The 19286-nt window shown below is 39.9% G+C and carries 17 protein-coding genes; 9 read left to right on the top strand and 8 right to left on the bottom strand.

Annotation, left to right across the window (positions count from 1 at the left end; translation table 11 throughout):
* The first annotated feature begins 48 nt into the window (after nt 1-48).
* The 4 genes from ATS72_RS03445 (at nt 49) to ATS72_RS03460 (ending at nt 4591) form a co-directional block, all read left to right on the top strand.
* On the top strand, nt 49-1263 hold the full coding sequence (locus ATS72_RS03445; protein WP_058428846.1) for a thiamine pyrophosphate-dependent dehydrogenase E1 component subunit alpha: 1215 nt from the start codon (nt 49-51) through the stop codon (nt 1261-1263).
* Entirely contained in the window at nt 1263-2240 is a 978-nt protein-coding gene (locus ATS72_RS03450; protein ID WP_008127400.1) for an alpha-ketoacid dehydrogenase subunit beta, read from the top strand. The genes ATS72_RS03445 and ATS72_RS03450 overlap by 1 nt, the downstream gene beginning before the upstream one ends.
* Nucleotides 2241-2248: 8 nt before the next feature.
* A complete protein-coding gene (locus ATS72_RS03455; protein ID WP_058428847.1) occupies nt 2249-3811 on the top strand; it encodes a dihydrolipoyllysine-residue acetyltransferase in 1563 nt (520 codons plus the stop codon).
* A 414-nt stretch (nt 3812-4225) separates the two neighbouring features.
* Nucleotides 4226-4591: a DUF805 domain-containing protein gene (locus tag ATS72_RS03460; RefSeq protein ID WP_058428848.1), complete on the top strand. Its 366-nt coding sequence runs from the start codon at nt 4226-4228 to the stop codon at nt 4589-4591.
* Between the two features lie 57 nt (nt 4592-4648).
* Here the strand turns inward: ATS72_RS03460 and ATS72_RS03465 are convergent, their stop codons facing one another.
* Together ATS72_RS03465 and ATS72_RS03470 are read right to left on the bottom strand one after the other, a co-directional pair.
* Complete coding sequence (locus ATS72_RS03465) at nt 4649-5821, bottom strand: putative manganese transporter (RefSeq protein WP_058428849.1); 1173 nt, start codon at nt 5819-5821, stop codon at nt 4649-4651.
* A 121-nt stretch (nt 5822-5942) separates the two neighbouring features.
* Complete coding sequence (locus tag ATS72_RS03470) at nt 5943-7568, bottom strand: M28 family metallopeptidase (RefSeq protein ID WP_058428850.1); 1626 nt, start codon at nt 7566-7568, stop codon at nt 5943-5945.
* 118 nt (nt 7569-7686) lie between these two features.
* Here ATS72_RS03470 and ATS72_RS03475 point away from each other — a divergent pair, with 118 nt between their 5' ends.
* Genes ATS72_RS03475 through ATS72_RS03485 form a run of 3 tightly spaced genes read left to right on the top strand, consistent with a single transcriptional unit; the run spans nt 7687 to nt 10485 of the window.
* Entirely contained in the window at nt 7687-8499 is an 813-nt protein-coding gene (locus ATS72_RS03475; RefSeq protein WP_058428851.1) for a DUF3025 domain-containing protein, read from the top strand.
* Nucleotides 8496-9284 (top strand): ABC transporter ATP-binding protein, encoded by a 789-nt coding sequence (locus tag ATS72_RS03480; protein WP_006793029.1) that lies wholly within the window; start codon nt 8496-8498, stop codon nt 9282-9284. The genes ATS72_RS03475 and ATS72_RS03480 overlap by 4 nt, the downstream gene beginning before the upstream one ends.
* A complete protein-coding gene (locus ATS72_RS03485) occupies nt 9277-10485 on the top strand; it encodes an ABC transporter permease (RefSeq protein ID WP_006793028.1) in 1209 nt (402 codons plus the stop codon). The genes ATS72_RS03480 and ATS72_RS03485 overlap by 8 nt, the downstream gene beginning before the upstream one ends.
* A 98-nt stretch (nt 10486-10583) precedes the next feature.
* On the opposite strand, the gene ATS72_RS03490 is transcribed toward ATS72_RS03485, so the two are convergent.
* From ATS72_RS03490 to ATS72_RS03515, 6 genes are all read right to left on the bottom strand, one after another.
* The gene (locus ATS72_RS03490) at nt 10584-11423 is read right to left on the bottom strand and encodes a UDP-2,3-diacylglucosamine diphosphatase (RefSeq protein ID WP_008131192.1); all 840 of its coding nucleotides are present in this window, start codon (nt 11421-11423) and stop codon (nt 10584-10586) included.
* A gap of 192 nt (nt 11424-11615) precedes the next feature.
* Nucleotides 11616-13340 carry a proline--tRNA ligase gene (locus tag ATS72_RS03495; RefSeq protein WP_058428852.1) on the bottom strand — a complete coding sequence of 575 codons (1725 nt, stop codon included), beginning with the start codon at nt 13338-13340 and terminating at the stop codon, nt 11616-11618.
* 88 nt (nt 13341-13428) lie between these two features.
* Nucleotides 13429-14133, bottom strand: coding sequence for a tRNA (N6-threonylcarbamoyladenosine(37)-N6)-methyltransferase TrmO (gene tsaA / locus ATS72_RS03500; RefSeq protein ID WP_058428853.1), 705 nt, complete (start codon nt 14131-14133; stop codon nt 13429-13431).
* A gap of 181 nt (nt 14134-14314) precedes the next feature.
* Nucleotides 14315-14884 carry an outer membrane beta-barrel protein gene (locus ATS72_RS03505; protein ID WP_058428854.1) on the bottom strand — a complete coding sequence of 190 codons (570 nt, stop codon included), beginning with the start codon at nt 14882-14884 and terminating at the stop codon, nt 14315-14317.
* A gap of 249 nt (nt 14885-15133) precedes the next feature.
* Nucleotides 15134-15598, bottom strand: a complete 465-nt coding sequence (locus tag ATS72_RS03510) for an acyl-CoA thioesterase (protein ID WP_008131184.1) — start codon at nt 15596-15598, stop codon at nt 15134-15136.
* Nucleotides 15599-15699: 101 nt separating this feature from the next.
* The gene (locus tag ATS72_RS03515) at nt 15700-17346 is read right to left on the bottom strand and encodes an electron transfer flavoprotein-ubiquinone oxidoreductase (RefSeq protein WP_058428855.1); all 1647 of its coding nucleotides are present in this window, start codon (nt 17344-17346) and stop codon (nt 15700-15702) included.
* Nucleotides 17347-17566: 220 nt separating this feature from the next.
* Here ATS72_RS03515 and ATS72_RS03520 point away from each other — a divergent pair, with 220 nt between their 5' ends.
* Nucleotides 17567-18316 (top strand): electron transfer flavoprotein subunit beta/FixA family protein, encoded by a 750-nt coding sequence (locus ATS72_RS03520; RefSeq protein ID WP_006793021.1) that lies wholly within the window; start codon nt 17567-17569, stop codon nt 18314-18316.
* Nucleotides 18317-19243 carry an electron transfer flavoprotein subunit alpha/FixB family protein gene (locus ATS72_RS03525; RefSeq protein WP_058428856.1) on the top strand — a complete coding sequence of 309 codons (927 nt, stop codon included), beginning with the start codon at nt 18317-18319 and terminating at the stop codon, nt 19241-19243.
* The last annotated feature ends 43 nt before the right edge of the window (nt 19244-19286 follow it).

A 19286-nucleotide genomic window follows, 5' to 3' on the forward strand; every position in this document is an offset into this window, starting at 1 on the left:
ATAATGTAAAAGGGGCACTATTTTACTGACAACAACAGAAGGTAGGTTATGAGTAATCCAAATAACGTATCGCTGAATATTAACCATGCGCTAGAATTTATTGACGGCAATGCGCTTAATATTCCAACCCTTAGTATTTTAACTGAGGATGGCGACATTCACCCAAGTGCGACAGCACCCGCTATTTCAAAACATACCGCAATTAAACTTTATGAGACTATGCGTTTTATACGTTTATTAGATGAACGTATGCAAGGTGCTCAGCGCCAAGGCCGAGTAAGCTTTTACATGCAATGTTTAGGTGAAGAAGCAGCCGTTACGGCATCCGCTGCTGCGCTTGACCAAGAAGACATGATAATGGCGCAATACCGTGAGCAAGCTGCACTGCATTACCGTGGTTTTACGCTAGACCAATTTATGAACCAAATGTTTTCAAATGAATTAGATTTAGGCAAAGGTCGTCAAATGCCAATTCATTATGGTTCGAACGAATTAAACTATATGACTATTTCTTCTCCTCTTGGCACACAAATACCACAAGCTACAGGGTATGCATATGGACAAAAAGTAAAGCATATAGATGCGAAAACAGGCGAGCTTGCAAGCACTATTGATAACGTTACTATTTGTTACTTTGGCGAAGGCGCTGCATCTGAAGGTGACTTTCATGCAGGATTAAACATGGCTGCAGTGCATAAAGCACCCGTGATATTTTTTGCACGTAACAACGGCTATGCGATTTCGACCCCGGCAGATGAGCAATTTAAAGGTGATGGTATTGCTTCACGTGGTGTGGGTTATGGCATTAAAACAATTAGGGTCGATGGCACAGACGCACTTGCTGTGTTTGCGGCAACGCAAAAAGCACGTGAAATTGCCTCAACACAAGGCGAACCTGTTTTAATTGAATCGATAGCTTACCGTTTAGGCGCTCACTCTACGTCTGATGACCCAAGTGGTTACCGTTCAAAAGACGAAGAGGCTAATTACAAAACATGCCCAATAGAAAAATTTAAAAAGTGGCTAGTAAAACAGCAATGGCTCAACGAAGAAGACGATTTAAAAGCAAAAGAGTCTATACGTGAAGATATATTAGCGGCATTAAAGCGTGCAGAAGTAGTGCAAAAGCCTGCTTTAGAAGAGCTAGTATCAGATGTTTACGATGCGCCAATCCCTTCACTTGTTCGTCAATACAATGAACTAAAAGAACATATACAAAAGCACCCAGATGCTTACCCAGTTACTGCAGGGAGAATTAAGTAATGGCTAAAATGAACATGCTACATGCAATTAATTCTGCTCTAGATATAACCATGAATGAACACCCGCAAGCGTGTATATTTGGCGAAGATGTTGGGTATTTTGGTGGTGTATTTAGAGCGACCTCAGGTTTACAAGAAAAATACGGAAAACACCGTGTATTTAATACGCCTTTAACTGAGCAAGGTATTTTAGGTTTTGCAAATGGTTTAGCGGCATTTGGTGCACCCGCGTTAGCTGAAATTCAATTTGCAGATTATATATTCCCGGCCTTTGACCAAATAGTAAATGAATCAGCAAAATTCAGATACCGTAGTGGTAATGAGTTTAATGTAGGTAACTTAACTGTACGTACACCATATGGTGGTGGTATTGCTGGTGGTTTATATCATTCGCAATCACCAGAAGCTTACTTTGCACATACGCCAGGTTTAAAAATAGTGGTGCCACGTAATCCATATCAAGCTAAAGGCTTACTGCGTGCAAGTATTAAAGATGACAATCCGGTTATATTTTTTGAGCCCAAACGTTTGTACCGCGCATCGACGGGTGAAGTACCTGAAGAAGATTATTCAATAGAGTTAGGTAAAGCTGAAGTCGTGCAAGAAGGTAGTGACATTACAGTACTTGCTTGGGGCGCTCAAATGGAAATTATTGAAGATGCTGCAAAACAAGCAAGTGAGCAAGGGATACATTGTGAGGTTATAGATTTACGTAGTATTTTGCCGTGGGATATAGACACAATTGCTAAATCAGTCACTAAAACTGGCCGTTTAGTGATAAGCCATGAAGCACCTATTACAAATGGATTTGGTGCAGAAATTGCTGCCTCAATTCAACAAGCGTGTTTCCTCCATTTAGAGTCACCTATTTTACGTGTGTGTGGTTTAGATACACCTTACCCACTGGCGCTTGAGAAAGAGTACGTGCCTGATGCGCTCAAAGTATTAGCTGCAATTAAACAATCAATGGATTTTTAGGGGTTCCCATGGCTAAAGATTTTATATTACCCGATATTGGTGAAGGCATTGTTGAGTGCGAAGTGGTTGAATGGCTAGTAAAAGAAGGTGATAGCGTTTGTGAAGATCAACCCATCTGTGACGTGATGACCGACAAAGCCCTAGTACAAATACCTGCTGTGCACGATGGAGTAATTACAAAGCTCTACCATCAAAAAGGCGAAATAGCTAAAGTGCATGCACCCTTGTTTGCAATGGATGTAGCAGGCGAAGCGGCTGACGTTGAAACGCAAGAACATAACAGTGCACCCCAAAACAACAATACAGCTGAACAATTAGAAGATTTTATTTTACCAGATATTGGCGAAGGGATTGTTGAGTGCGAAATAGTCGACTGGTTAGTCGCCGAAGGCGATGAAATTGAAGAAGATCAAGCTGTTTGTGATGTAATGACTGATAAAGCCCTTGTGCAAATACCGGCCAAGTACACCGGTACCGTACAAAAGCTGTATTATCAGAAAGGCGAAATAGCTAAAGTACATAGCCCACTGTTTCAAATGACTATTGCTGGAAGTGCACCTAAACAAAACATAGATGTAAACCAAGCCGTAGTAAAAGCGCAAACAAATGCAGCAGAGCAAGCAGCACCAGTAAAAGTTAATCAAACAGCAAAAGTGGTTAACACAAAGGCCGTTGCATCACCGGCTGTTAGACGTAAAGCACGTGAGCTTGATGTTGATTTAACACAAGTGCCGGGTAGTGGTAAAAATGGACGTATCTATAAGCAAGATATAGAAGAGTTTATTAAAGGTGAAGTACCTAACAGTATTGATACATCACCGCTTAATAGCAATGTAGCCAACACACAAAGTAAAACGCAGAGCTCTGGCGTGCGTGTAGAGCCAATTAAAGGCATAAAAGCGGCGATGGCAAAACAAATGGTTGCTTCTGTTTCAACCATTCCACATTTTACATTTTGTGATGAGATAGATTTAACAGACCTTATTGCACTAAGAGCTTCAATGAAAGAGCAATACAAAGCACAAGGCGTTAAGCTCACTATGATGCCTTTCTTTGTTAAAGCACTGTCGCTTGCGATGAAAGAATTCCCGGTTCTTAATTCTAAAGTAAATCAAGATTGCTCTGAGCTTACTTATTTTAACGATCATAATATTGGTATAGCAGTCGATTCTAAAATTGGCTTATTGGTACCAAATATTAAGTCGTGCCAAAGTAAAAATATTGTTGATGTGGCTAATGAACTTACACGCCTTACTGAGTCTGCTCGCGAAGGGCGAGTACCACCTGAAGACTTAAAAGGCGGTACAATTAGCATTTCGAATATTGGTGCAATTGGCGGCACAATTGCCACACCAATTATTAATAAACCAGAAGTAGCTATTGTTGCGCTAGGTAAATTGCAGCATTTACCACGCTTTGATGAAAACGGCCATGTTGTAAGTAAGGCTATTATGCAAGTCAGTTGGTCTGGTGATCACCGTGTTATTGATGGCGGAACAATTGCTCGCTTTAATAACTTATGGAAATCGTACTTAGAAAATCCATCGGCAATGATGATGGCAATGAGTTAAAAATATAATTTTTTAACCTAGGGCGTGTTGATCTTTGATGGTTTAATTTGCAGCAGTATGTTTGGTTTTTAGGCAAGGCAGAGCCTATGAAGTGTGGTTATTCCCCATAAATAGGCGATAACGTAGCATAAATGCCAAACATGCGCTGCCCTTCGGGTTCTGCCTAGGGGCGATAAACTCTTTGTTACTCGGTTTTTACTTAGCCCACTAGGTTACAAACCTCGCGCCGCGATTTAATCGACCCTAGATTGAACAAATTTCAATCCGCAAAGGTCAACACGCCCTAATAAATAACCAGCAATTTGCTGGTTTTTTGTTTTAAAGCAAACCGTTTTTAATTAAGATACAAATGTTACTAATAAGTAATTTAAAGACCCCGTTAGGGAATATAAAAAATAACACTAAGGAAATATTATGGAACATTATATGAACGCACTGCGTAGCTACGCAGATTTTTCAGGACGTAATCGCCGCAAAGCATTTTGGATGTTTGTGCTAATTAACTTTATTTTTTCACTTTTAACAAGTGTTATAGATGGTATTACAAACACGATGTTTGTAAGCACAATATACAGCTTGGCTTTATTGATCCCTCAATTGAGCGCAGGTGCACGCCGTTTACACGATACAGGCCGCTCTGGCTGGTGGCAGTTACTTTGGTTAGTGCCAATTATTGGTTGGATTGTTTTAATTGTGTTCCTTGCACAAGACTCGCATGAAGGCGAGAACGATTATGGCCCTAATCCAAAAGAGTTAGCTGCAGAACCTGCTGCTGTATAAAGTAAAGTTTTAACCTAAAAAAGCTCAGTGGTCGCTGAGCTTTTTTATGCCTAAAATTCAATACGAAATAAAATACAAGCCATAGCCAACTCCGAGTGCAGGAAGTGCGGTATATAACGTAGCTATTATTGCGGCTTTGGGGGCTAACGCAATTGCAGGGAATAACGCATCTCCGTCGTTTGAAATTGCATTGGCTGTTAAAGCGCTAAATGGAATAATCCCCTGTATATAAAGCGTTGTGACTATTATCTGCGGCCCACAACCGGGTAAAAAACCAATGATCACAGCAATCATCGGTGCTAAATAAGCGTAGTGGGCAAACCATGTTTTTAAATCAAGTCCGGCTACATTCACGAGTATTTCAAATAACATAAACGACGCCACTACCCATGCAGTCACAAAGTGTGTGTCTTGGAGCACTTTAACCACTTTAGAGGGTGGATTACATTCATCCTCCTCACTGGTAATTTGTTTATATGTTTCGCCTTTAGACGAGTAAGCCCATACCGTGACAATAAATAGAGCCATGCCCGCACCAAATAAATGTATTCCAGTGCTTGTGTGCCTTCCAAATTGGTTAAAGTCCACGTTAAATGCGATTAAAAACGCGATGATTAAACTTGGAAAAATCGCCAACATCCAAATAGGCTTACTGACTCTAATAATGCGCGTAGGCAATATTTTAACTTGGTGCGTTTGTTCTTTTAATGAAGGGCGTAAAAAGTCGTGTTTATGAACTGTATTTACAAAAGCACCACATATAGTTCCAAAAACTAATCCTATAGCCATTATTACAGCGCCCTCAGAAGGGCGTGTAGCTAAAAGTAAAAATGCAGCATCGCCCATTGTTGCTGTCAGTACGGCAACAATAGCACCAAAGCTTGCTTGGCCTTTGGTAAATTGTGTAACCACTATTATAGCGCCCCCGCAGCCGGGTAAGGCACCTAGTAAAGCCGCAAAAAAGACCTCTAAAGCCGGTGACTTGGCACTTAGATAACTAAGCTCCAACTGAGGTAAACGCTCAATAGCGTAGTAATAAATCAGTAACGTAGCAGCAACAAATACACTGACTTGAAAAAACGCGTCGCTTAGTGCGGTAACTGCAATATCACGAAGTGTTGGCACAGCAAAGCATACCAACAAAAAAAGAGGGAGTAATAAACGTTTATTTTGGCTAACAAAGCGTTTTGAAGCGGGCGTAACTAGTCCTATTTGTGTAATTGAGTTCATACAGTGTTACCAAATTAATAAACAGGGTAACACTGTATAATTTTAGTAAATGATAATCAATATCATTTAATCGTATTTAAATCGATTACTCACATTGAGTTTTTCGATATTAAAACCTTGGCTATTTGCGTTGAAATTCTGAGTTTGCATTCCAAGTAGGCCATTGCTCTTGCTCAGAAATATCAAAACCTACTTTATAAAATAATTGTAAGTCTTGAACAGCGCCCGATAAATCCCACTCATCGCGGTAACGGTCACAAGGCTGGTGGTAACAACCGCGTAATACTAAGCTCATTCGCTTGCGATAATTGGCTGTTTCTTCATCCGCTGCTTGAGTACCACCACCAGCGTACATTGCAGGTATGCCCATATTGGCAAACGCAAAATGATCAGAACGGTAATAACCACCCGACGATGGTTTAGGATCGCCTGATAAAGTTCTACCTTGATCTTTTGCTGCATTAGCTAAAAACTCATCCATTTGAGATTTACCAATGCCTACCACACTCATATCTTTTACTTTGCCTAATAAATTTAAGCTATCCATATTGATATTAGCAACCGTCTTGTTAGCTGCAATAACAGGGTTTGCGGCGTAATACTTAGAGCCAAGTAACCCTTGCTCTTCAGCGGTTACTGCTAAAAATGTCATTGAGCGGCTAGGGTGCTTTGGCAATTTAGTAAATGCTTCTGCAACTTCTATTAAGCCTGCAGTACCCGTTGCGTTATCGTGAGCACCGTTATAAATTTGGTCACCTTTGCGGCTTGTATCTGTGCCTAAGTGATCCCAATGCGCTGAATATACAACATGTTCGTCTGGCGATTCGCTGCCCGGTAAGGTCGCAATAAAGTTGTAAGACACTGACGTTTTAATTGTATTACTCACATTAACAGAGGCGGTTAAATCACCCATATCAACATGATAAGCACCTTTTGCGGCATTTTCTTTGACGGTATCGAAATCTAAACCAGCTTTGCTGAAAAGCTCTTTTGCCACATCACTAGTAACCCAGCCTTCTACAGCAACACGGTCCATATTGTTGTTTTCTTTTTGAAAACCAAATTGCTCGCCACTCCACGAATTTTCAACAACCGACCAAGGATACGAAGCGGGTGCTGTTTCGTGAATAATAATAGCGCCTGCAGCACCTTGGCGACTTGCCTCTTCATATTTGTAGGTCCAACGACCGTAATACGTCATTGCGTCGCCAGTAAATAAAGCAGGATCTTTAGTTGCAAAACCAGGATCATTTACAAGCATGACCACGGTTTTACCTTTAACATCAATTCCTTCGTAGTCGTTCCAGTTATACTCTGGTGCATTAACGCCGTAGCCTACAAACACAAGCTCAGAATTTTCAATGCCTTCTTTTTCACTAATGCGGCTACTGCCCATAACCATGTCTTTTTTGTATTGGTAATCTTTGCCACCAATTGATAAAACCATGTTTGAATCAGCTTCTAGTGATACAAGGGGGACTTCTTGTAAAAAGCTATCGCCATTGCCTGGCTCAAAACCCAATGCTTTAAATTGGGTTGTTAAATAATCTAATGTTAGCTTTTCGCCAGGTGACGAAGGCGCTCGGCCACCAAATTCGTCAGATGCCAATACTTTTATGTGTTTTGCTAACTCATCGGCTTTTATACTGTTATAGCCATTAGTTACATCTGAAGGAGTTATGCTTGTTGCTGCACAGCCAGCTAAAACAGCGCTGGCAAGAAGTGTGAGAGATAAATTGCGTTTCATATTAACTCGATTATTGTTTTAAGATTAAATAAGTATATTAACTTCTATTAAGTAGGGCTAGCTTTTGCGGTAAACTGTTACAAAATTAAAGGCCTATACAAGTTAGAAATTTATAATAATGAAGCGTTTTACTCCTCCTGAACAATGGCAACCCAATTGCCTAAAAACGGGTGCATTTAATCACCTAAACAGCTTGTTTAAACTTAATGAGCAAACTCAATGGCCTTCACCAAAATGGTTTACTCCTTATTTAAATGCAACGAACGAGAATAATTTACCGATACAGTTTGTTGACGATGCACAAATAGACTTTGCTGAGCGCTATTACGAACAAGTAATTTTTGAAACGGGTGAAGTACCCACACGGACAGAAAATTGGCACGATCTATTCGGTGGTTTTATTTGGTGCTTATTTCCTAAAACAAAATCACTTATAAATCATCGGCATGTTCAGGACATTGCCGAATATGGTTTAACGAAGCGCACCAAACACAGAAACGCACTCACACTATTTGATGAATGTGGTGTTGTACTTGCCATTAGTGACAGTAAATGGCAAACCTGGCTGCGTGATCATCAATGGCACAAAGCATTTGTAGAGCACCGCCATGAGTGGGGAGAGTCAATTCAGGCTTTTATGTTTGGTCATGCCAATTACGAAATGTTGACTCGCCCTTATATAGGGCTCACAGGAAAAGCATTATTTATAAATGTGCCCGACGAAATATTTTGTAAAGATTTAGCAATGCAATACCAGTACCTTGATCAAGTACTTTATGAGAAGATTAAAATAGAACATTGCTTAGCCGATAACTCACACCTTTCGCCTTTACCATTATTAGGTGTGCCTGGCTGGCATGAAGATAATAAAAACGACACATTTTACAATAATACGGATTACTTTAGACCCAAACGAAGGACATGCGCATGATAGAAGTTGCCGGGCTTAAAAAACGTTTTAAGCTGACGAAAGACCATAAAAAAAATAAAGTAGATGATATCGATCCGCGTGAAGATAAAGACTACTTTCATTCAGTACGAGATGTCAGTTTTCGCTGCGCTGAAGGCGAAGTATTAGGGTTGTTAGGCCCAAATGGCGCAGGTAAAACAACCACCTTAAGAATGATCTCAACAGCCTTAAAGCCTGATGAAGGCTCTATTACAATTGATGGCAACGATATTGTTAAAAAACCTCTTTTAGGGCGAAAGTCGATTGGGTTTTTATCAGGCTCTACTGGCTTGTATGGTCGTCTGACCGTTAAAGAAAACATAGAGTACTTTGCAAAACTTCACGGGATGAAAAAAAGCGATATAGCATCACGTTGTGATGAGCTTTTTACATTACTCGATATGCATAAATTTATAGATAAACGCGCTGAAAATTTATCAACTGGTATGAAGCAAAAAGCAAATATAGCCCGTGCAGTTGTACATCGCCCAAAAGTAGTTGTGCTCGATGAGCCTACAACAGGCCTTGATATCATGACCACACAAACAGTGATCGAATTTATCAAAGGTTTAAAAGCACAAGGCACACCGGTTATTTTTTCTACCCATCATTTAGATGAAGTCGCATTGTTATGTGACCGTGTAGCGGTAATTAACGAAGGCATAAGCTGCTTTGATGGCACAGTTGAAGAGTTTAAACAAGCCGGAAACAGTGAAGAGTTAAACCAAGCGTTTATGAACATATTAACGGAGAAGCATAATGTTTGAAGTATATAAAAAGGAATTAAAAGAGCTCCTTCGCGACAAAAAAACGCTTATGTTTGTTGTGGCGCTGCCAGTACTTATTTTCCCAATAATTTTTGCCGTTATGGCTTTTATTAGTTCGCAAGCGGCACTTGAAGCTGACCAAAAAGTTAATACTTACGTAATTATTAATGGTGAATATGCACCAGAATTTACCAACAAAGTGTTTTACCACAAAAGCTTTGAACTTTATAAGGGCAGTAAAACCTTTAATACAATAGAAGAGCTCAAAGCAGGTGTTACTGCCGGCGATATAGATATGGGTATTTATTTGCCAAGTAACGCAGAAGATACACTCGACAGTGGTGAACAAAGCAAATGGGAAGTGGTATTTAACGACGCAAAATCAATAAATTTTTTATTTGATCGGGTCAAAGAACTAGCTCAAGAATACAGCGACGTATTGCAAGCCAAAAAATTAAAAAGCTTTGGGATAGAAGAGTCTACGCACAAAGCTATCCTTACCCCTATTGAAGTTGTTAAAGTAGATACGGCCGATAAACGTGAAAACTTAGGTGAAAAAATAGGTGGCTTTTTACCATATTTACTTATTCCATTGGTGTTAATGGGCGCTACATATCCTGCAATTGACTTAGGGGCCGGTGAAAAAGAGCGCGGCACACTAGAAACACTCTTACTTACACCCATAACACGCACAGAGCTGGTATTAGGTAAATTTATAACATTACTGACCACCTCTATTGCATCAACCACTATTACGGTTGTGAGTATGGGGTGTTGGGTTGCTGTTGCACTGGCGTTCGCAGACTTAGACTTTATAAAAACGGCATTTAGTACTTTGGCGGTTACCGATTTGCTGATGATTTTTGTATTATTACTGCCATTGGCTGCCATATTTTCTTCTTTAGCGTTAGCTATATCTATTTATGCGCGTACGTTTAAAGAAGCACAAAACTACATGGCTCCTTTAAGTATGGGGGTGTTTTTCCCTATTATTATTTCAATAATGCCAAATATGGAATTGACTGCTAAAACCGCGTTTATTCCGGTAACCAACGTTGCATTAGCCATTAAAGACATAATTAAAGGCACTGTAGATTACACGTTTGTAGGGCTCATATTTTTAGCAACCGCTCTTATTGCAGGTGCGTTACTCGCATTTTGCGTTAAATGGTTTAACCGAGAAGATGTACTATTTAGATAGTGTGCTACTCATCTTAAAAAAGCATCACTTAAGTGATGCTTTTTTGTTTAAGACCGTCAACAAGGGTTAAAATTTATGACTTGGTTTAAAGTCAGCAATTAGGCTGCCGACTTTTTAGGTTTCGCATCGTCATTACTCATTAGTGGCGATGAAATGTTAGATATGTCGGCGCTGTCTAAAACTGTGTGTGTATCTGACCAGTGAAGTAGTTCTATTTTCCCATCGGCTTGTTCAACTAAGGCGGTGCAGTTTTCTATCCAGTCGCCGTCGTTACAATACACTATGCCGTCGCACACTTTTATTTTAGGGTGGTGTATATGCCCACAAATAATTCCATCTACGTTTTGTTTTTTTGCCTCATGAATAGCTGCGTCTTCAAATGCATTTATTGCTTCGCGTGCCTTATGAACTCGTGCTTTTATCCACGACGCTAACGACCAGTAATTACCCCCAAACAACTTTCTTATTTTATTGCTCCAACGATTTAAAAATAAAAGCAAATCGTAGCCTGCATCGCCAGCAATGCTAATAATTTTGTTATAACGAGTTGCGCTATCAAAGTCATCGCCGTGAACGAGCAAAAAGCGTTTATTGGCTTGAGTTACATGAATATACTGCTGGTGGACCTCTATACCAAACAGGGTTTGATTTATATAGTTTCTAAAGGTTTCGTCATGGTTTCCTGGTATATAAATTACGCGTGTTCCGTTGGCCGCTTTTTGTTGAATGCAATTAAGTATTTGATAGTGCGAGGGGTGCCAATAAAATTGGCGCTTCATAGACCATAAGTCAATAATGTCGCCAACTAAATATAAAACGTCAGTCTCAACAGCGCTTAGAAAATCGAGTAAATAATCAGCTCTACAATCTTTATAGCCTAGGTGAACATCTGATATCCATATAGCAGGGTATTTAGCCTTTTGTTCAGCACTTTTCATATTGTCCCTCGTTAGTTTTGTTAGCTATAAATTACTTTAGAGAGAAAAAATGACAGTGATACGACATTTTTAGTAAAGCTATATGACACAAAATTTAGGCATAAAAAAACCGCTTAAAAATGAGTCCAACTTATTGGGGTCACTTCAAAAAAGCGGTTTTTGCATTCACGTTATTGAATAACGAATAAGTGTTTAGGCTTGCATAGCTGCTTTAATGCTTTCAATAGCGGTATCTATGTCAATCATTAGCTTTTCACCTGTGCGACGATTTTTAAGCTCTACTTTATTTTCGTCTAGGTTACGTTCGCCAATTACAAGTGTGAAAGGCACACCTACAAGCTCCATATCATTAAACATGACACCTGGGCGCTCTTTTCTATCGTCAAATAACACATCCACACCTGCATCTTTTAAACCTTGGTAAAGGCTGTTTGCAATATCAGGAATACGATGCGACTTGTGCATGTTCATTGGTACAATAGCAAGGTCGAACGGCGCAATAGATTGTGGCCAAATAATACCGTATTTATCGTTGTTTTGCTCAATAGCAGCAGCCACAATACGCGATACACCTACACCGTAACAACCCATGGTCATTACTTGGTTTTTACCATCTTCGTTTAATACGCCTGCTTTCATGGCTTCTGAGTATTTTGTGCCAAGTTGGAATATATGTCCTACTTCAACACCACGTTTAATTTGTAATGTGCCTTGGCCGCAAGGGCTAGGATCGCCTTCTACAATGTTACGAATATCAGCAACGTCGTAGTTAGTTACATCACGGTCCCAATTTATGCCGCTAAAGTGTTCGTCGTCTTTATTAGCACCGGCTACAAAGTCAGCCATTACGTTGGCTGTGCGGTCAACAATAATTGGCATTGTTAATCCTACAGGACCTAGTGAGCCAGGTTTTGCGCCAATTGCAGCAATGATGTCTGCTTCTTTTGCCATTTCAAGAGGCGAGTCAACAAGTGGGTGATTTTGTGCTTTTAACTCGTTTAATTCGTGATCGCCACGAATAACAAGGGCAACTAAACCACGTTGTTCGTTTTCATCTGGGGCACCATAAACGATTAACGTTTTAACACTACGGTGTGGTTTAACACCGTAATGCTTTTTAAGCTCTTCAATTGTTTTAGCATCTGGAGTCGGGAACGCTTTTAATTCTTTTGTAGCATCAGCACGAGGCTCTGTTGGGGCAAGGGCTTCGGCTTTTTCAATATTAGCGGCGTAATCACTACCATCGCTAAATGCGATAGCGTCTTCACCTGATTCGGCTAAAACATGGAATTCATGAGACACGCTACCACCAATAGACCCTGTATCAGCAATTACTGGGCGGTAATCTAGGCCTAAACGTTCGAAAATATTACAGTATGCTTTGTGCATTGCTTGATACGTATTATTTAAACATTCTTCACTCAAATGAAATGAATAAGCGTCTTTCATGGTGAATTCGCGTGCGCGCATAACACCAAAACGAGGGCGTCGTTCGTCACGTACTTTAGTTTGTACTTGATATAAAGTAAGTGGTAACTGTTTATAGCTATTCACTTCTTTGCGAACAAAATCGGTGATTACTTCTTCATGTGTTGGACCAAGTGCAAATTCACGATTATGACGGTCTGTAAAGCGCATTAGCTCTGGACCAAACTCGCTCCAACGGCCTGACTCTTCCCATAAATCAGCAGGCTGTATGACAGGCATCAGCATTTCTATTGCGCCTGCTTTGTCCATTTCTTCACGAACAATGTTTTCAACTTTACGCAAAACGCGTAAACCAGAGGGTAACCAAGTGTATAAACCCGAAGCGACGCGACGGATCATACCGGCTCTAAGCATTAACTGATGCGATACAATTTCAGCATCTGAAGGCGTTTCTTTAAGTGTTGCGAGTATATATTGACTGGTACGCATTATTTTTCCGAAATAGAGTAATATGTTCTTTTAATAGAGCTTAAGTTTACCAGCGGTTGCTTTTACACAAAAGCGCTAAGTGAGTTATTTAGCTTTTTTCTATACTTGTTACTAGGTTGTGCTCGCCATTAACTTGCCAGCGTATATTGTAATCATACAATGTCATTCCATAGCTCTGCTCGCCGTCTTTTTGTTTTTTGTAAGCAGGGCGTGGATCTTGTTTTAAAACATTACTAATAAAGTTTAATAAATCAGGGTATAGAGTTTGTTGCTCAATGAATAAAGTCACTTCAGGGGTAAACTCTACGCTCATTTGTGTTTCTGGGCGTGTATCTGCAAAGCCAGCACTTGCGTCAAGCATGGCATCTGAATAAGGCAAGTAGGGTTTTATGTCAATGATGGGCGTGCCATCAAGCAGGTCTATTCCGGCAAGTAATAAACTGAGTTGGCCATTTTTATATTCTATGCCCTCAAGCTTTACTGCACTCATACCAATGGCATTTGGTCTGAAAGTAGCACGAGTAGCAAATACACCTTTGCGTTCATTACCGCCTAAGCGAGGAGGGCGTACCATGGGCGAGTAGCCTTTATCTGCGGTTTCATGAAAGCGAAACAATAACCAAATGTGGGTAAATTCATCAATACCGCGTACAAATTCTTCGCGGTTAAAATCAGGCGCAAAAATAAGTTTTGCTTTGGCTTCAGGTACTAAACGAGGTTGTCTTGGTATGGCAAACTTTTGTTTATAGGGAGATTGTATGTGGCCAACGGCCGAAATGTTGTAGTCGCTCATGTCACTCAAGTACAAATAGAATAGGCGGGCATTCTACCTTTATTTGCAGACCATCGCATCACAGCATAGCAATTTATTTAATTAGACTAAGTGGTTTAAAATAGCTTTTAGACTGAGTGGTTTATATAAAGTAGAAAAAGGTAAGCCTAAGCTTACCTTTGTTAAACAACCTGTTTATAGTTTAAAACATGTATTGCAGTGACACTGATGCTACATCCATATCAGGATCAATATCATCGTCTAGTTTGTAACGCTCGTACTCTAAACGCATTTGCACATTGCTAGAAAAAGCAAACTCTAAACCAGCACCATAAAATGCATCACCGCCGTCTTGTGAAGTAGAAACGCTTCCAACAGGGAGTTCTTGTTTTATATCTGCATCCCATTCTAACCAACCACCTTTGGCATAAACCGAAAAGCTCTCAGTTAATGGGATACCTAAACGCGCGGCCAATGACACACCGTCAATCTCAGCTTTGCTATCAATATCGCTAACTTCATCAAAGTTTTGATAAGCCAGCTCTACACTTAAATATTTATTAAATTGCGTACCAACATATCCTTTGAGCATTTGTGCGTCATCATCAAAATCAGTATCGTTTTCACTGTCTTCAAATTCAAAAGAGTACTGTCCGTAACCTATACCGGTATAAATACGTGGAGAATCAAAATCGGAAATATCTGCCTGCGCCGCAGAGTTAAAACCAAGTGTTGCTAGCGCCAGTGCTGAAAGTGAAAGTGATTTAATCATTAAATAGCTCCTTTAAAAAATAAAATGGTTTGATTTTTCAAACTTCAATTACTTATTTGCAGTGAACATGCCAATGATTAAATTGATTACTAAAACATCTAAACTAGTATTTTTGGATTAGAAATTTGGGTTATTTAGTTTTTTTATTAAACAAATCGCTAACTACTGGGGCTTAGCGATTTTAAATAAATTGTATTTTTTACAAAGCATTAGGTGATTTTTACAGTACAAAAATTAGCTAATGCGTATTTACACTTGATGAAGTAAGTTTTCGGTTTCTATCGCAATTTCTTTCATTTTAATTGCGTAGTTTTCTAATTTTACATCTTCATTGGTGACCGCTTTAAACTCTGGCACTGCAACGGGGTAACCTGTTTCATCCATGGCAACAAAGCTTATTACACAGTGATTTGTTTCAACCATGTTCTGTGTTTTAGGGTCGCCACACCGAACTTGTATAAATATTTGCATACTTGTTTTACCGGTATGTGCAATTTTAGCTTCCACTTCTACTATTTGACCAACCAGAATAGGGCGTCTAAATTTAACACCTGCCACCGATACGGTTACACAATAATGACCACTCCAGCCAGCAGCACAGGCATAGCCAGCTTGGTCAATCCACTTCATAACCACACCACCATGTACCTTCCCACCAAAATTAACGTCGGTAGGTTCTGCTAAAAAACGAAAAACAACATTTGACGACGGCATAAGCTTTACTCTTTTTATTAGTTATACAATCAGCATAGCGCAAAAAAGGGGCCGAAGCCCCTGCAATTTAGGATATGTTTATAATTTATATGTAAAAGATATTACATATTGGGGTAATTAGGGCCGCCAGCGCCCTCTGGGGTAACCCACGTGATGTTTTGGCTCGGATCTTTAATGTCACAGGTTTTACAGTGAACACAGTTTTGTGCATTTATTACAAACTCGTTGTTACCTTCTATTTCTTGCACCTCATAAACACCTGCTGGGCAATAGCGCTGCGCAGGTTCATCAAATTTCACAAGATTAACTTTTATTGGTATTGCTGTGTTTTTAAGTTTTAGGTGACAAGGTTGAGACTCTTCATGGTTAGTGTTTGATAAAAACACACTTGAAAGTTTATCAAAACTAAGTGAACCATCAGGCTTAGGGTAAGCTATTTTTTCAGCAATGTTAGCATCAACCAGCGTAGAGTAATCTGGTACATCATCTTTAAAGGTAAATGGTAAAGCACCGTTGAATACATTTTGATCGAGCGTGTTATATGCACCCCCTAAAAATTTACCTAGCTTATGCATCACCGGACCAAAATTACGAGACTGATAAAGCTCTTTATAAGCCCAAGATTGTTCAAACTGCGTGTGGTAATTTACTAAATCAGTATTAGCTTGTTCATTTTCTAATGCTTCAAAAATGACTTCAGCGGCTATCATGCCCGATTTCATTGCTGTGTGATTTCCCTTAATTTTTGCAAAATTTAATGTGCCTGCATCACAGCCTACTAATAATCCGCCAGGAAAATGCATTTTAGGTAAAGAGTGTAATCCACCTTTTGCAATAGCACGCGCGCCATAAGCAATACGCTCACCGCCTTCAAGTACGTGTTTAAAAACAGGATGATGTTTCATTCGCTGGAATTCATCAAACGGGCTTAAATGCGGGTTTGTGTAATTTAAATCAACAATTAAGCCAACAACGACCTGATTATTTTCGCTATGATACATAAATGCACCACCGCTCGTATCACCACTTAACGGCCAACCTGTGCCATGAACTACTTTACCTTGTTGATGCTTAGACTCATTTACTTGCCATATTTCTTTAAAGCCTAAGCCATAATGTTGAGGAGATGAGTCAGCATCAAGTGCAAACTGGTTTATAAGTTGTTTGCCTAAATGGCCTCGGCAGCCCTCAGCAAAAATAGTATATTTAGCTCTTAGCTCCATGCCTGGCATGTAGCCATCTTTTTCATTACCCTCTTTATCAACACCCATGTCACTCGTAACAATACCTTTTACCGTGTCGTCTTCAATAATAAGTGAATGTGCGCTAAAGCCTGGAAATATTTCTACGCCTAAACTTTCAGCTTGCTCTGCAAGCCAGCGGCATACGTTACCCATTGAAACAATATAGTTACCATTATTATGAAATGTTTTAGGCGTAGCAAAGTGGGGGATTGATGTTGCTTTTTCTTCGTTATTAAACCAATAAATTTCATCATTTGTAACTTTCGTAGTTACTGGCGCACCTAGCTCTTGCCAATTTGGTAGTAATTCATCTAACGCTTTTGTTTCAAATACAGCGCCCGATAGAACATGCGCGCCAACTTCTGAGCCTTTTTCTACAACACAAATCATGCACTCTTGTTGTTTTTCTTGTGCAAGTTGTGCGAGTTTTATTGCACTAGCAAGTCCCGCAGGTCCAGCGCCTACAACAACTACATCAAATTCCATGGTTTCACGTTCGACCATAATAACCTCTTTATTTATGATGGACTCACTCAATACTGCCTCAGTATTTGAATAAGGTATTCAGCCTATTTATTACAATGCCAATTTTTCGTTACAGGCTGTGAATAGTTAAAGGTTATTTTAGGTTGACGTTTACGTCAACAGGAAGTAGTCTGATTTCATAAAATAAATAGGTTGACGTACACGTTAGGTTGTAGGTTTAAATAATTATGGAGTTCCTATGAAAGTTCTTGTACCAATAAAACGCGTTATAGATTACAACGTAAAAGCGCGTGTCAAAAGTGACAACAGCGATGTAGATTTAACGAACGTTAAAATGGCGATGAACCCATTTTGTGAAATTGCAATTGAAGAAGCTATTCGCTTAAAAGAAGCCGGTACAGCCACTGAAGTTGTAGCTGTTACTATTGGCGCTAAAACATCGCAAGAACAACTACGCACAGCGCTTGCACTGGGTGCAGATAAAGCAATCCACATCGAAACCGATGAAAAATTAGAGTCATTACACATTGCAAAATTACTCGCAAAAATTGTAGAGCAAGAAGCGCCAGAACTTGTTATTTTAGGAAAGCAGTCGATTGATTCAGACAATAACCAAACGGGTCAAATGCTTGCAGCATTAACTAATCGTGGGCAAGGTACGTTTGCGTCTAAAGTGGTCGTCGCTGATGGAAAAGTAAATGTTACGCGTGAAGTAGACGGCGGTTTGCAAACGGTCGCGCTTTCATTGCCAGCCATTATCACTACAGATTTACGTTTGAACGAACCACGTTATGCATCACTACCCAATATAATGAAAGCAAAACGCAAGCCGCTTGATGTAATAGCTGCAGACTCTTTAGGTGTAGATTTAACACCTCGTATTCAGCTTGTTAGCGTAGAAGAACCGGCTAAACGTAGTGGTGGCATTATTGTAGAAGACGTTGCACAACTTGTAGAAAAATTAAAAACAGAGGCAAAGGTGATTTAAATGAAAACACTTGTAATTGCAGAGCACGACAACGGTGCCTTAAAACCAGAAACCTCAAAAACAATTAATGCGGCTATTAAAATGGGTTTTCCTGTTGATGTATTAGTGGCCGGTGAAAACATCGCCAATATGAGCGAGACTATTTCAAGTATAGAAGGCGTTGCGAGTGTGCTTGTTGCAAATAATGCTGCTTATGCACACCAACTAGCAGAAAGCATGACCGATTTAGTTATGTCGTTAACTGACAGCTACAGTCATATTGTGGCAAGTGCAACTACCACAGGCAAAAATTTTATGCCACGTGTTGCGGCCCTTTTAGATGTAGCGCAAATATCTGAAATTATTGATGTAATAGATGCTGATACGTTTAAACGCCCAATTTATGCCGGTAACGCTATTGCGACTGTTAAATCACTTGATGCTAAAAAGGTTATTACCGTACGCGCAAGTAGTTTTGATTTACAAGGCGAGCAAGCCGCTGCAAGCATTAATACTTTAGATACAGTATCGGACTCACAGTTAAGTACGTTTGTAAGCGTTGAGCAAACTGAGTCAGAGCGCCCAGAGCTTACCGCTGCTGAGGTGGTTATATCTGGTGGTCGTGGTATGCAAAATGGCGAAAATTTCGCTCTTTTAAACGGTATAGCCGATAAATTAGGTGCTGCTATTGGTGCATCGCGCGCTGCGGTAGACGCAGGCTTTGTACCTAATGATATGCAAGTAGGGCAAACAGGTAAAATTGTAGCGCCTAACTTATACATCGCAGTGGGTATTAGCGGTGCCATTCAACACCTAGCGGGTATGAAAGACTCAAAAGTGATTGTTGCAATTAACAAAGATCCCGATGCACCTATTTTTCAGGTTGCAGACTATGGACTCGTTGCCGATTTATTTGATGTGTTACCGCAATTAGAAAACGCACTATAACCATTTATAAAACTTATTCTGGTTGAAAGCCGTGGTGCCTGAT

Origin of the sequence: Pseudoalteromonas sp. 13-15, from assembly GCF_001468205.2 — a bacterium.
Classification (GTDB): domain Bacteria; phylum Pseudomonadota; class Gammaproteobacteria; order Enterobacterales; family Alteromonadaceae; genus Pseudoalteromonas; species Pseudoalteromonas marina.

What these genes read in the sequence shown, in the direction of transcription:
- ATS72_RS03480 (WP_006793029.1), top strand. Translation starts at nt 8,496, where the DNA reads ATGATAGAAGTTGCCGGGCTTAAAAAACGTTTTAAGCTGACGAAAGAC.
- ATS72_RS03465 (WP_058428849.1), bottom strand. Translation starts at nt 5,821, where the DNA reads ATGAACTCAATTACACAAATAGGACTAGTTACGCCCGCTTCAAAACGC.
- ATS72_RS03520 (WP_006793021.1), top strand. Translation starts at nt 17,567, where the DNA reads ATGAAAGTTCTTGTACCAATAAAACGCGTTATAGATTACAACGTAAAA.
- ATS72_RS03510 (WP_008131184.1), bottom strand. Translation starts at nt 15,598, where the DNA reads ATGCCGTCGTCAAATGTTGTTTTTCGTTTTTTAGCAGAACCTACCGAC.
- ATS72_RS03450 (WP_008127400.1), top strand. Translation starts at nt 1,263, where the DNA reads ATGGCTAAAATGAACATGCTACATGCAATTAATTCTGCTCTAGATATA.
- ATS72_RS03515 (WP_058428855.1), bottom strand. Translation starts at nt 17,346, where the DNA reads ATGGTCGAACGTGAAACCATGGAATTTGATGTAGTTGTTGTAGGCGCT.
- ATS72_RS03445 (WP_058428846.1), top strand. Translation starts at nt 49, where the DNA reads ATGAGTAATCCAAATAACGTATCGCTGAATATTAACCATGCGCTAGAA.
- ATS72_RS03505 (WP_058428854.1), bottom strand. Translation starts at nt 14,884, where the DNA reads ATGATTAAATCACTTTCACTTTCAGCACTGGCGCTAGCAACACTTGGT.
- ATS72_RS03475 (WP_058428851.1), top strand. Translation starts at nt 7,687, where the DNA reads ATGAAGCGTTTTACTCCTCCTGAACAATGGCAACCCAATTGCCTAAAA.
- ATS72_RS03460 (WP_058428848.1), top strand. Translation starts at nt 4,226, where the DNA reads ATGGAACATTATATGAACGCACTGCGTAGCTACGCAGATTTTTCAGGA.
- ATS72_RS03490 (WP_008131192.1), bottom strand. Translation starts at nt 11,423, where the DNA reads ATGAAAAGTGCTGAACAAAAGGCTAAATACCCTGCTATATGGATATCA.
- ATS72_RS03455 (WP_058428847.1), top strand. Translation starts at nt 2,249, where the DNA reads ATGGCTAAAGATTTTATATTACCCGATATTGGTGAAGGCATTGTTGAG.
- ATS72_RS03470 (WP_058428850.1), bottom strand. Translation starts at nt 7,568, where the DNA reads ATGAAACGCAATTTATCTCTCACACTTCTTGCCAGCGCTGTTTTAGCT.
- ATS72_RS03525 (WP_058428856.1), top strand. Translation starts at nt 18,317, where the DNA reads ATGAAAACACTTGTAATTGCAGAGCACGACAACGGTGCCTTAAAACCA.
- tsaA (WP_058428853.1), bottom strand. Translation starts at nt 14,133, where the DNA reads ATGAGCGACTACAACATTTCGGCCGTTGGCCACATACAATCTCCCTAT.
- ATS72_RS03485 (WP_006793028.1), top strand. Translation starts at nt 9,277, where the DNA reads ATGTTTGAAGTATATAAAAAGGAATTAAAAGAGCTCCTTCGCGACAAA.
- ATS72_RS03495 (WP_058428852.1), bottom strand. Translation starts at nt 13,340, where the DNA reads ATGCGTACCAGTCAATATATACTCGCAACACTTAAAGAAACGCCTTCA.